This is a genomic window from Vibrio sp. NH-7, assembly GCF_053643215.1.
In genome coordinates, this window is sequence record NZ_CM132188.1 from 721,639 (window position 1) to 734,147 (window position 12,509).

General features: G+C 46.3%; 13 protein-coding genes. 3 read left to right on the plus strand and 10 right to left on the minus strand.

What is annotated here, in order from left to right; all coding sequences use genetic code 11:
* Positions 1-80: 80 nt before the first annotated feature.
* Complete coding sequence (gene galE, locus ACUALS_RS17440) at positions 81-1,097, plus strand: UDP-glucose 4-epimerase GalE (RefSeq protein WP_039624572.1); 1,017 nt, start codon at positions 81-83, stop codon at positions 1,095-1,097.
* A 97-nt stretch (positions 1,098-1,194) separates the two neighbouring features.
* Here galE and ACUALS_RS17445 read toward each other — a convergent pair whose 3' ends face one another.
* The 6 genes from ACUALS_RS17445 to napF form a co-directional block, all read right to left on the minus strand.
* Positions 1,195-1,332 carry a TIGR02808 family protein gene (locus ACUALS_RS17445; RefSeq protein ID WP_005473113.1) on the minus strand — a complete coding sequence of 46 codons (138 nt, stop codon included), beginning with the start codon at positions 1,330-1,332 and terminating at the stop codon, positions 1,195-1,197.
* A gap of 11 nt (positions 1,333-1,343) precedes the next feature.
* A complete protein-coding gene (locus ACUALS_RS17450; RefSeq protein ID WP_005473261.1) occupies positions 1,344-1,922 on the minus strand; it encodes a NapC/NirT family cytochrome c in 579 nt (192 codons plus the stop codon).
* 29 nt (positions 1,923-1,951) lie between these two features.
* Entirely contained in the window at positions 1,952-2,407 is a 456-nt protein-coding gene (locus ACUALS_RS17455; RefSeq protein ID WP_005473252.1) for a nitrate reductase cytochrome c-type subunit, read from the minus strand.
* A gap of 71 nt (positions 2,408-2,478) precedes the next feature.
* Positions 2,479-4,968, minus strand: a complete 2,490-nt coding sequence (napA, locus tag ACUALS_RS17460; RefSeq protein WP_454449993.1) for a periplasmic nitrate reductase subunit alpha — start codon at positions 4,966-4,968, stop codon at positions 2,479-2,481.
* Positions 4,965-5,279 carry a chaperone NapD gene (locus ACUALS_RS17465; protein WP_038136794.1) on the minus strand — a complete coding sequence of 105 codons (315 nt, stop codon included), beginning with the start codon at positions 5,277-5,279 and terminating at the stop codon, positions 4,965-4,967. Before ACUALS_RS17465 ends, napA begins: the two co-directional genes overlap by 4 nt.
* 20 nt (positions 5,280-5,299) lie before the next feature.
* Complete coding sequence (gene napF, locus ACUALS_RS17470) at positions 5,300-5,776, minus strand: ferredoxin-type protein NapF (protein WP_331399727.1); 477 nt, start codon at positions 5,774-5,776, stop codon at positions 5,300-5,302.
* Between the two features lie 262 nt (positions 5,777-6,038).
* Between napF and narQ the strand changes: the two genes are divergently transcribed.
* Positions 6,039-7,772, plus strand: a complete 1,734-nt coding sequence (narQ, locus tag ACUALS_RS17475; RefSeq protein ID WP_038137371.1) for a nitrate/nitrite two-component system sensor histidine kinase NarQ — start codon at positions 6,039-6,041, stop codon at positions 7,770-7,772.
* Positions 7,759-8,391: a response regulator gene (locus tag ACUALS_RS17480; protein ID WP_454449994.1), complete on the plus strand. Its 633-nt coding sequence runs from the start codon at positions 7,759-7,761 to the stop codon at positions 8,389-8,391. Before narQ ends, ACUALS_RS17480 begins: the two co-directional genes overlap by 14 nt.
* 50 nt (positions 8,392-8,441) lie before the next feature.
* Here ACUALS_RS17480 and dcuC read toward each other — a convergent pair whose 3' ends face one another.
* From dcuC to ACUALS_RS17500, 4 genes are all read right to left on the minus strand, one after another.
* Positions 8,442-9,809 (minus strand): anaerobic C4-dicarboxylate transporter DcuC, encoded by a 1,368-nt coding sequence (dcuC, locus tag ACUALS_RS17485; protein ID WP_005473305.1) that lies wholly within the window; start codon positions 9,807-9,809, stop codon positions 8,442-8,444.
* 222 nt (positions 9,810-10,031) lie between these two features.
* Positions 10,032-10,826 carry an EAL domain-containing protein gene (locus ACUALS_RS17490; RefSeq protein ID WP_454449995.1) on the minus strand — a complete coding sequence of 265 codons (795 nt, stop codon included), beginning with the start codon at positions 10,824-10,826 and terminating at the stop codon, positions 10,032-10,034.
* Positions 10,827-10,993: 167 nt separating this feature from the next.
* The gene (locus ACUALS_RS17495; RefSeq protein WP_454449996.1) at positions 10,994-11,782 is read right to left on the minus strand and encodes a lipase family protein; all 789 of its coding nucleotides are present in this window, start codon (positions 11,780-11,782) and stop codon (positions 10,994-10,996) included.
* A gap of 66 nt (positions 11,783-11,848) precedes the next feature.
* Positions 11,849-12,484: a hypothetical protein gene (locus ACUALS_RS17500; RefSeq protein ID WP_038136811.1), complete on the minus strand. Its 636-nt coding sequence runs from the start codon at positions 12,482-12,484 to the stop codon at positions 11,849-11,851.
* Positions 12,485-12,509 lie beyond the last annotated feature (25 nt).

Sequence of the window (12,509 nt, forward strand, 5' to 3'; positions counted from 1 at the left end):
AATTAAGTCTCAAGTTTGAGCTGTATTTTCGTTTTCAAGTCCGATAACATTTACGCCAAATTATTCAAAAGGTTATAAGCATGAACGTCTTGGTTACCGGCGGTATGGGCTACATTGGCAGTCATACTTCGATTCAAATGATTGACGCGGGTATGACTCCCGTTCTTTTCGACAACTTGTACAACAGTAAGTCTTCTGTACTTGAGCGTATTGAGAAAGTGTCAGGGGTAAAACCTGAGTTTATCCAAGGCGATATTCGAGACAAAGCGCTTTTAGTTGAGGTGCTTAAGCAACACAACATTCAAGCAGTGATTCACTTTGCGGGTTTAAAAGCGGTGGGCGAGTCGGTTGAAAAGCCACTTGAGTACTATGACAACAACGTAAATGGTACGCTGGTCTTGGTCGATGCGATGCGTGAAGTGGGCGTGAAAACCTTGGTATTTTCCTCTTCAGCGACGGTTTATGGCGATCCTGCTTCTGTGCCAATTACGGAAGATTTCCCAACTAGCGCAACGAACCCTTACGGCCGCAGTAAACTGATGGTGGAAGAGTGTTTAACGGATTTTCAAAAAGCAAATCCAGATTGGAGTATTACTCTACTTCGTTACTTTAACCCTGTCGGTTCACACCCTACTGGTGAGTTGGGCGAGGACCCGCAAGGCATTCCGAATAATTTGATGCCGTTTGTTTCACAAGTCGCGGTCGGTCGTCGCGAGTACTTATCAGTATTTGGTAATGATTATCCAACCGTAGATGGCACAGGCGTGCGTGACTACATCCATGTCATGGATCTCTCCGATGGTCATATTGCCGCGCTACAAAAAGTGGGTGATAAGTCAGGTCTACACATTTACAACTTGGGTACTGGCAATGGGTCAAGTGTACTGGAGATGGTAAAAGCGTTTGAACAAGCGTCAGGCAAACCAGTACCTTATAAGATTGTTGAACGTCGACCAGGTGACATTGCAGAATGTTGGGCAGATCCAGCGAAAGCGATGAAAGAGTTGGACTGGAAAGCAACCCGCTCATTAGAGGAAATGACCTCTGATACGTGGCGCTGGCAATCAAACAACCCGCAAGGCTATCCGGAAGTCTGATTTTGCTTTAGTTACAAGAAAGCCACCGCAACTGCGGTGGCTTTTTTACGCGTGATACAAAATAGGCAAAAATTGTGTCAGCGTCAGGAAGTCTTAATCAATCGACTTCCTTATCTTTGCCAAGCGATAGTAGCCATATAGAGATTGCAGCGACGACCGCGAAGCCAGATAAGATGATGAAAGGCATTGCTCCATAACCGAGGATGTGCCAGATAACGGATTCTAATGTACTCATTGTCTGTCTCCTTATTGCCAGCCTTCAACACCATGCATGTCTGGCAGTTTGTGTGCGATACCTTTGTGGCAATCTACACATGTCTTTTCGCCAGATGCTAGGGCAGTAGAGTGTTGTTTGGCACTACGAGAACCTTGCTCTGAGAAGTCCATGTATTCGAACTCATGACAGTTACGGCATTCCAACGAGTCATTTTTCTTCAATCGAGCCCATTCGCGTTCAGCTAGATGAGCGCGGCGCTCTTGAAATTTCTCCGGCGTATCGATCGTTTTGGCAATGAAATGAGCATACAGCTCTTTTGATGCCTGAACTTTACGTACAATCTTATCCGTCCATTCGTGTGGTACGTGACAGTCAGAACAGATTGCTCTAACACCAGAGCGGTTGGAGTAGTGAATGGTTTCTTGTATTTCCGCAACAATCGGTGCGTGACAGCCCGAACAGAACTCTTCGGTGTTGGTTGCTTCCATACCGGTATTGAATGCGCCCCAAAATAGAAGGCCACCAGCGAATCCCATAAACAAAACCACACCTACGGCAGCTTTGCTTGGGCTCGTCAGTCTCTTCCAAAACGCTTTTAGTATTTTCATATGCAGCCTCTTAATTACTCACGAACCGCTTATTTAAGCGAGTCTACGCTTTTGAATTCGTTCCCAATCAATGGCTGAGCATTCGCTTGAGGAACGTGACATTGTAGACAGAAGTAACGACGAGGAGACATGTCTGCCAGCACCGCATCTTCGCGGTTCACGTAGTGCGTTACACTGATTTTTGTTGCGCCCATCTCTTTGGCATTTTTCCAGCTGTGGCAGGCAAGACACTTGTTGGCATTGAGAGACACTTCATAGTTACGAATACTATGAGGGATCAACGGTGGTTGATAGACAAAGCTGCTGTCGAGAACTTGCTCCTTTGGATACTTTTTAAACTCATCCGCAGGACGCGTTGATTCAAGCTCGCTCGCTCCACGTAGCGACTCCAAACCGCCGATACCACCTGGGTTATCAAGTTCTGCTACCGCAACACCGCTCACAAGTGCGCCCACAGATAACAGTGCAATCAGAAATTTTTTCATTATTTTATCTCCGCCTAATGGCTAAATTCTTAGATGTGGCTGCCAATAGTTAGGCAGCCAAGCTCTGATAATTAAGCGATCTTGGTGATCTTAACTGGACACTTCTTAAAGTCTGTCTGTTTAGACAGCGGGTCAGTAGCGTCTAGGATCAGTTTGTTGATCAAGATGCGAGCATCAAAGAATGGTACGAATACCAAGCCTTCAGGTGGACGGTTACGACCACGTGTTTCAACGCGAACACGAACTTCACCACGTTTGTTTGCAATCAGTACTTCTTCACCACGGCGAACGCCACGTTTTTTCGCATCAGCTGGGTGCATGTAACACACTGCATCTGGAACCGCTTTGTAGAGTTCTGGAACGCGACGTGTCATGGTGCCAGTGTGCCAATGTTCAAGAACACGGCCAGTACATAGCCACATATCATATTCAGAATCCGGCGATTCTGGTGGCGCTTCGTATGGTGCAGAGATAATAAACGCTTTACCATCGGGTTTACCGTAGAAGTCCCAACCGCTGCCTGGTTTCGCATACGGATCTGAGCCTTCTTTGTAGCGCCAAAGCGTTTCCTTACCATCAACCACTGGCCAACGAAGGCCACGAACTTGGTGATATACGTCGTAAGGCGCTAAGTCATGAGCTTTACCTCGTCCGAACGTTGCGTACTCTTCAAATAGACCTTTTTGCACGTAGTAACCGAAGTGATGAGCGTCGTCGTTTAACTCGCGAGATTCCTCGATAGGGAACTTATTGACTACGCCGTTAGCAAACAGCATGTCATACATGGTTTTACCACGGTATTGAGGCGCTGCCGCTAGTTGTTCTTCGGTCCAAACTTCTTCCATTTTGAAGCGCTTCGAGAATTCCATCACTTGCCACAAGTCAGATTTCGCCTCACCGACAGTACCCACTTGTTGATACCATGCTTGAGTGCGGCGCTCAGCATTACCGTAGGCACCTTCTTTTTCGATCCACATGGCTGTTGGAAGAACAAGGTCGGCAGCTTGTGCGGTCGCTGTTGGGTATGGGTCAGAACAGACGATAAAGTTTTCTGGATTGCGGTAACCAGGCAGACGCTCACCATTAATATTTGGACCCGCTTGCATGTTGTTGTTACACATAACCCAGTATGCGTTTAGCTTGCCGTCTTTAAGCATGCGGTCTTGAAGGACTGCGTGGTAGCCCGGTTTTGGCGGAATGACACCATCAGGGATATTCCAGATCTTCTCTGCTACTTTACGGTGTTTAGGGTTCGCGACGACCATATCGGCAGGTAGACGGTGCGCAAAGGTGCCTACCTCACGAGCGGTACCACATGCCGACGGTTGACCTGTTAACGAGAATGGGCTGTTACCTGGAGTAGAAATCTTACCCGTCAAAAGGTGCAGGTTATAAATCAAGCTGTTCACCCAAACGCCGCGAGTGTGCTGGTTGGTACCCATAGTCCAAAGTGACATCACCTTGGTGTTTGGATCGGCATACTGCTTCGCGAGCTCAAGTAGTTTTTCCTCTGATACGCCTGACATCTCAGCTGATTTTTCGAGCGTATATGGCGCAACGGACTTTTTGTACTCTTCAAAAGTGATTGAAGATAGCTTACCTGAGTTAGGATTTGCTGCCGCTTTTTGTAGAGGATCATCGTCACGCAAGCCGTAGCCGATGTCCGTTGCAGTTTGCTTGAAGTTGGTATGCTTATTAACGAAATCCCAGTTAACGGCATCTTTTTCAATGATGTAATTGGCAATGTAGTTAGCAATGACCAAGTCTGTTTGTGGCTTGAAAATGTAGCCTTCGTCTGCCAATTCAAAAGAGCGGTGGTAGTAAGTCGATAGAACATTGACTTTAACGTGTGGATGGCTGAGGCGGCGATCTGTAATACGTGTCCACAAGACAGGGTGCATTTCTGCCATGTTTGAACCCCAAAGCACGAAAGAATCGGCAGCTTCGAAGTCATCATAACAACCCATCGGCTCATCGATACCAAACGTACGCATGAAAGCACCTACCGCAGATGCCATACAGTGGCGAGCGTTAGGGTCGATGTTGTTTGAACGGAAACCTGCTTTCATCATTTTAGCGGCCGCATAACCTTCCATGACTGTCCATTGGCCAGAGCCAAACATGCCTACACCTGAAGGACCTTGCTTTTTCAGCGCTTCTTTCCATTTCTCGGCCATAGTGTCAAAAGCGACATCCCAAGAAACCGGCGTGAATTCACCTTCTTTGTCGTACTTGCCATTTTTCATACGAAGAAGGGGCTGAGTCAAACGGTCTTGCCCGTACATGATTTTTGAAAGGAAGTAACCCTTAATACAGTTAAGACCCTTGTTTACTGGCGCTTCAGGGTCACCTTGTGTTGCGACCACTTTACCGTTTTGAGTGCCAACAAGAACTGAACAGCCTGTACCACAGAAGCGACAAGGTGCTTTGTCCCACGTAATTTTTGTTTGGTCTTTGCTTGCGATCAGATTGGTCGCTGATGCTGGTAGAGTGATACCTGCGACAGCGGCGGCTGATGCTGCTGCGTTTGCTTTCACAAACGCGCGTCTTGTCATCTTCATACTTCACCCTCGATTTGGGAATAGTTGGTTCCAGTGTTGTTATTGTCCGTGTCTTCGTCTTCTAACCCAGTTTCGATCTGGTGGTAGACGAGGGCGGTGCTCAATACGTTAGGTAGGTTGTTTATGGTCTCAATGGTATCGGTGATGAAGCCTTGATTTTCGGTCTCCAACACCACCACGATTTTCCCTTCAGGGCTATCACCATAAATCTCTGCGTTGTCGTTCTGCTCGATTTGTGACTTCACCTGGCTAAGGTGCTCTGGCGCGCAGTGTACGACTAGGCTAGAAATGTGCACTTCGTTAAGTGACATACAATGTTTCCGTTGTTGTTCTAATTGCTCACAATGATTGATGATGTTGGGCAAACAGAGACACATGCTCCACAGCCTGTACAATCATCAAGCTCGATATTCGGTTGTGCGACTTTGCCAATTTCGAGTTTGAATTTAATGGCCATGGTCTCGCACATATCTCCACAGCTTCGGCATTCGACATTTTGGTGCGCCAAACAACTTTCATTGATGGTCGCGTTTGCATTCCACGGTCTATCTTCTTTGGACAGAAAAATCGGTTCAGGGCAGACTTCTGCGCATTGATAGCAAAACGTGCATTCATCGATTGAAAAGTCGACGGTAGGGAACCCGCCATCGCCTTTTTGAATGATGCTTGTTTCACACGCCTGTTCACACTTGCCGCATCGGGTGCACAAATCGGTAAAACGGACGCTTTCCTTGACCCAAGGTAAACGAATCATTGAATCGTCAACTTTAGTTCTAGAGAAAAAACGACGTTTTGCTAAATCGACCACGAATGCTCCCGACCAGTATGTTCTGAAATAAGCCCAGTTGTTATGGGATAAGCATAGTTCAGAAGTTTGTTAATAAGCTGTCATTTACCGACATATAAATTGTAGGTTTTGACATATTTGTATAAATACCCCTTAGGGGTTAATCGCTATGGGTTCTTGTTTCAGATCAATAAATTCCAGCAGGTTTGATCACATATTGGGCGTGTGAGTTAAGATATGGGAAGAATTTGTGATTGTTCAAAGCCTTCCAAACGGTGAAAGAGTGTTTAAAAGTGTGAAAAACTCGGTGACGAGAACCGTTGCCAAGGCGATGGGACTGATCTTGGCTTTGTCTGTTGCGACGACGAGTTTTGCGATCATTACCTTAGCCTCAAGTCTCAATGACGCGGAAGCCGTCAACGTGGCAGGCTCGATGCGTATGCAGAGCTATCGTTTAGCCCATGATATTCAAACCCAGTCTGTTGATTATCCTTCCCATATTCAGATGTTTGAACGCTCTATCTATTCGCCCTCAATGAAGGCGCTGCAAGGTTGGACCGTCCCAAGTGACATCACCCATGATTACTACAGCTTAATCATGCGTTGGCATGAGCTTAAGCAGGTACTAAAAAGCCAAGATCGAGAGCGCTACCTCGTGTTGGTGGAAGGCTTCGTTAACCAGATCGATGCGTTCGTCTTTAAGTTGCAGAATTTTTCTGAACAGAAATTGATCAAACTTGCTTGGGTCGGCGGGTTAGGGCTGGGTGGGATTCTGATCGTCAGTTTGTTTGTCGTTCATTACATTCGCAAGCAGATTGTTCGTCCGTTAAATGCACTGGTGCGTGCCAGTGAGCAAATTAAATCACGATCATTCGATGTAGAACTGAATGTCTCTAGCGACAATGAAATGGGGATCTTAACACGTACGTTCAATACGATGGCAGCGGATCTTGGCAAGCTCTATCGTGGACTTGAAAAAGCGGTCAATGAAAAGACCCAAAAATTGCAACACGCTAACGACTCGCTCAAAGTACTGTACAAATCTTCCCAAGAACTCACCGCATCGCGCATTGGTCAGGACAATTTCGAAGCGATTCTAGCTCATATTGTCAGTCTTGAAGGGATCAGTGCTGTGAAGCTTGAAATCACTGCTGAGGGTGAGCGACCGCTTGTGTTAACGCAAGGCGAAGCGTGCAGTGGCTGTGAGAATTCTTGTCAGAGCAAGGCGCTATCATTAGATGGCGTTGAACTCGGGACCTTGTTTTGGAAGGTCGCGCTGCCGTGCCCAGATCAAGCGTTGATTGATAACTTCGTTCAGATACTGTCGCGTGCCGTCTATTATAATCAGGCTCAACGTCAAGCTGAGCAGCTGTTGTTGATGGAAGAGCGTGCCACGATCGCAAGAGAGCTGCATGACTCGCTTGCGCAATCTCTTTCCTATTTAAAGATTCAAGTATCATTGCTTAAACGGAGCATGGCAAAACTGCCAGAGTCACATCAGTTGGAAAAAACAACGCCAATCCTCGCTGAGCTCGATACGGGGTTGTCTGCGGCTTATACTCAGTTACGGGAGTTGCTCACCACCTTTAGGCTGACAATCAAAGAAGGCAGTTTTGGCCACGCATTGACGGAAATGACAGAGCAACTGGCGGAGCAAACTAACGCCGAGATTAAGTTGAGCAATGAATTATCGTCCATTGAGCTCGATGCCAATCAACAGGTTCATTTGTTGCAGTTGATCAGGGAAGCCACCATCAACGCAATCAAACACGCAAATGCGAAAAATATTACTATTCAGTGCCATGAGACAGAGACTAAAGTTGTCGTATCCATCCTTGACGATGGACAAGGGTTCGATCAATCGGTTGAGAAGTTGAATCACTATGGCATGAGTATTATGCACGAGCGAGCGTCTCGCCTTTGTGGAACGCTCGCGGTAACGAGTCAAGCCAATCAAGGCTGTGAAGTATTGTTAGAATATCCGAAAACTAAGGAACCAAACATTGACCGAATGTAGAGTATTACTTGTGGATGACCATCCACTCATGAGGCGAGGAATCCATCAACTACTTAGCTTTGAGGATGAGTTTAACGTAGTCGCAGAAGCGAGTAATGGTGCCGATGCCGTGGCGAAAAACCACGAGTGTAAACCCGATCTCGTGCTACTTGATTTGAATATGAAAGGCATGTCTGGCTTAGATACCTTGAACGCTCTCCGTGCTGATGGCTGTGACGCTACCATCGTTATTTTAACGGTGTCAGATAGCCCCGCGGATATTGAAGCCATTGTTAAAGCGGGAGCAGATGGCTACTTGCTAAAAGATACCGAGCCTGATGAGCTAGTTGAATTACTAAAAGTATCGTTACGCGGTAACAAAGCGTATAGCAAAGAAGTCGCCAAGTACCTTGCTGATCGCGAAAACAGTACTGATATCTTTGATGAGTTAACGGATCGTGAGATGCAAATTTTAAAAGAAGTGGCGAAAGGGTATCGAAACAAGCAGATTGCTGACACACTGTTCATTTCTGAATCTACGGTCAAAGTTCATATGAAAAGCTTACTCAAAAAGTTGAGCGTACCGTCGCGTACGGCGGCTACTGTTATGTACTTAGAGCGCTACGGCGAAATAAAATAGCCATTAAACACAAAAGGGCGCATCGAGCGCCCTTTTTACTGAAATAAGGATTACGCGGCCATAGGTACCAATACGAGCGTGCCAAAGATCACGGTGATCAAGCCACACAGAACAGGGACAGAAGTACGTTTCACCACCTCAAACGGGCTTATTTTACCCATTCCCGATGTCGCAACTACAACGCCAGACACAGGAGAAACTGTGCGACCAAGGTTAGAGGCTTGAAGCATCGGGATAATCAAAAACGCTGGGTTTAGCCCCATCTTGGCGGCTAGTGCAGGCGCAAGTTCAACAAACGCATAGAATGGCGCGTTGCCAGAGCCTGTTGCGATAGCGGCAGCAACCGTTAAGCCAGTCAAGATGAGCATCAGTGCAATGCCGCCTGCGCCAGCCGTTTCCGCAAGGTGAAGCAAGTTATCAATTGCGCCAATCGACATTAGACCTTGAGCAAACACCCCAGCCGCTACCAATAGCATGACAACGCCTTTAAACGCATCAGCCATCCCTTCATAACAAGACTCTAAATCTTCGAGTGTTTCCTTGCCCTTGAAGCGCTTAGTGACGAAGTCTACCAAGGCACCGAGGAAAATCGACAACACGACAATGGTGTAAATATCGAGCTTTAAACCTTCAATCGTACGACCGTTAAACAGAAATACCCCAACAATCGGTAAGAAAGGTAATACCGCGTAGTACGCTGGCGCTTTTACTTCGATTGCTGATACATCCACGCGTTCCATTGGTGAATTGTCTTTTTTATCTAAGTATTTGTTCCAGAAGAATGCCGCAGCAGCCATGACGATAATCGCGCAGATCGACACAGGTAGAACGGTTTGTACCGCGAAGACATCCAAATCTAACCCTGATTTTTCAGCGGCAATCACCACGTCACCAGAGGTAGGAGATAAGATAATAGCCGCTGGCGAGGCGCACACAGCAACAGCCGCAGGGCGCGAAATACCCATTGCCGTCATCATAGGGAACAGGGTTGCCATTAATAGGACACCAAGCCCAGTCGCTGAACTGACCGCAAGAGACATCAAACAAGCGACAATGTAAGCGGCAACAAGCAGTACATAAGGTGATTTGATGACTGACAACGGCTTGGAAAACTGTTTAACAACGACATTGTTTGCGCCGATGTGAGTCATGTAGGATGCGAAACCACAAAGCAACATGATTTGCATACCCAAACCGCCACCACGATATTGAAGCATGTATTTCACGTACTCCAGTGAATCCGTGACCATATTGCCGGTCGACGCGATTTTAGCAGGGAGAACGGTATGTCCGAGTAAACCTGTGAGAATAAGAAGAATTAAACCGGCAGTTAGAAGTACACCTGCAGGCTTGTAGCCTTTAACGATAAAGTAACCGACAGCTACTGTTACCGCTAAGCCAATGAGAAGCTCCAGCATAGTAATCACCCTAGTATTGTTGGATTTGTATAAAACTGTTTCAAACTATGAACAGCAATGTACAAAAATTCGCTAATCAGTACGAGTGCAACTTCTAGTGCTCATGATCTAGAACAATAAATTAATAAAAGTAAAAATAATGGATATAATAACTGTATTGTTATTGTTTGTTAGATGTTAATAAAACGCTGCTTTACTGTCTGAAATCGATGGAAGAGAGCGTTAATTAGAAGGTAGAACAATCTTGGCGGGTAACATGACTGGCATCGCTAGGTGAAAGCCTTGGTAAAGGTCAATGTTAAGTGCTCGCATCGCGTTTAGTTGCTGTGCGGTTTCGATACCTTCAATCACGGTTTGGGCGCCAATACGTTTCGCAAGCTGTAAGGCACTGAGTAGAGGGGCGTGATCACCAGAGCAATACTGGAGGAGCAGTGATCGATCCATTTTTAATATGTGCGGTTTTACTTGAAGCACACGCGCTTCGGTAGACGCATTCACGCCAAAATCATCAATGGCAACATTGAACCCATTTTGGTTGAGCTTTTTCACCGCCGTTTCCAAATAGCGCAGATTTTCACAATCGAGTTCAATGAGCTCCATAACGATTTGAGAGTTTTTAAGCCCTAGGTGCTGAATTCGGCTCGCGAGCAAACCGTTTTTAAGATCTTCTGTCGCGAGCCTCTCTCCGGCAATAGGCAATACATTGAGAAATAGCTGCTTATGGCGGAAATCGGACTGAGCAAAGTTGCGAAGATGGATAACGCGGCTAAGGCGTTCAACATTGATCTTGTCTTCGTAGCAAAAGGTATCAGAGCAAAAGAAGTGGTCAGGTCGGATAGGATTGCCGTTGGCATCTTTGATTCGGACTAAGGCTTCGACGCCGAATATGGACTCATCGATGTCAAAAATTGGCTGATAAACACTCGAGAGAGTAAGCCCGTTATAGTTTGCGATAAACTGGTGCTCGTCGGTCGTTTCTAAGCAGTGTTGGAATTGACTTTTGCTTGTGAGAATCATTAAACAGCAGACCTCGGTCCCTTAGCGTATGACATAATGCGTGTCGTTCGACATAATATTGACAATGTCGTAAATTTGTCAATTCTTTCTTCAGTTTGTTGTCTTATCTACAGCGCTCGTCGCACTGGAAACAGTTTTCAAGACATTAAACAGTCAAACAACCACGGCTAGCGTTCATCGAAGAAATCTTTGTTGCGAATGTACTTTGACATCAGATGATAAGAGAACGGTCTTATTACCCAAGATGCAACAGAACGACCTAAACGAATCAGCGTCGGTGTGTTCTCATAAATCTTACCATTGTAAAGCCACAATTGTTTACCCACATGCAGGTATACGCCGGGTAGAGGTGGAAGGAATGTCACGATATCGAGATCACAACAAATTCGATACGTCTTGTGGCTCAATGAGTACTGCTTTTTCATCATGAAGCCGCCAAATGCTGGCTGACCAAAGGTGACCACACGCTTGACCGATTTCGCACGCTGTTTTTCGAGCGCATCAGCCAAAATACAGGCGATCGCGCCCCCGGAAGAGTGCCCGGTAAAGGTAACGCGCTTTCCGTTTTCTAATAGAGGCTGCAAAATGTTGGACAGTGTTTGGTAAACATTTAGCGGATGGGGAGAGTGGCCATGTTTAGTGATACTCGGTTGGGTAATTTGTTGCAGGTAGCCAGAATGAACCGAATAGTTAAGCTTCAAACAGTGGGCCCTGCGTTGCCACAAATGCAGATTGAGTAACCAATCTTGCGGGTTGTGGGAGCCTTTAATGACGACAATGACTTCATCATGATCGTTTTTCCATAAAACGCGCATCATGGGTTGGCCGAATCGATTGTAGACAATACGCTGACCTTTTGGTGCAAAGCCGTAGCGCGTGTGTTTTAGCACCCGTGAATAGGCTAGATTACAGAGTACGGCGTATTTTTCGTATTGGTATCGCTTGAGTTTCTTCACTTGGCGTTTGAGTGGTCAGCGCATAGCTAACAGTATGCGAGTGCTACGTGACGCATTTGTGACAGGCTAACTGAGTTGGATGACAGAAAACAGTTGGATGTACTTCCTAACGAGTTGTTGATCGTTTGAGCGTTTAAGCGGGTGCGTAAACTTTACGTAGTAGGGGCTAAGGGCAAATTGTTGTTCTAACGTTCGTGACAACTGTGATTCGCTCTCAAATAGACTGATACCTTGGGTCTTGTATTCGTCTATCTCATCGGGCAGTTGTCCTGTCCACCAATGGAGTAGCTCTCGGCTCGGTTTGCTTCTAGTAATCCAATGATCGGTCAACAGCAATAGAAGATCATTCGGCTGAACGGCATAGCCATACTCAGCTTGCCACTGCGCAATGGTTTTAAACTGTTTGTTTCTACATGAGTTTCCAGCACTGACCAAATGGGAGGTAAGAATCCAAACGGTGCCGACTTCCGAAGTGACCCGATAATGGTGTGGATAGTCAGTGGAGGCAGCGGTTTCGAGGGACTGGTAATCGTAACTGTGGCCGAACTCTTTTAATGTTCTAGACAGGCGGCGTGCAAAAGCCAAACCCAAATGATGTTCACTCATTCCGCGATTATGAATGGTTGGATAGTGCTTTTCACACAGTTTCATGCAATCTGCTTGAAACTCATTCACGCTTTGAATCAACACATCCAATAACAAGGCAACACTCTCCCTAGGTCCCAGT

Bases quoted from the DNA above. Each gene is read 5' to 3' on its own strand.
- ACUALS_RS17455 (WP_005473252.1), bottom strand. From the start codon at position 2,407: ATGAAAAAATTTCTGATTGCACTGTTATCTGTGGGCGCACTTGTGAGC.
- ACUALS_RS17490 (WP_454449995.1), bottom strand. From the start codon at position 10,826: ATGATTCTCACAAGCAAAAGTCAATTCCAACACTGCTTAGAAACGACC.
- galE (WP_039624572.1), top strand. From the start codon at position 81: ATGAACGTCTTGGTTACCGGCGGTATGGGCTACATTGGCAGTCATACT.
- dcuC (WP_005473305.1), bottom strand. From the start codon at position 9,809: ATGCTGGAGCTTCTCATTGGCTTAGCGGTAACAGTAGCTGTCGGTTAC.
- napA (WP_454449993.1), bottom strand. From the start codon at position 4,968: ATGAAGATGACAAGACGCGCGTTTGTGAAAGCAAACGCAGCAGCATCA.
- ACUALS_RS17445 (WP_005473113.1), bottom strand. From the start codon at position 1,332: ATGAGTACATTAGAATCCGTTATCTGGCACATCCTCGGTTATGGAGCA.
- ACUALS_RS17465 (WP_038136794.1), bottom strand. From the start codon at position 5,279: ATGTCACTTAACGAAGTGCACATTTCTAGCCTAGTCGTACACTGCGCG.
- ACUALS_RS17450 (WP_005473261.1), bottom strand. From the start codon at position 1,922: ATGAAAATACTAAAAGCGTTTTGGAAGAGACTGACGAGCCCAAGCAAA.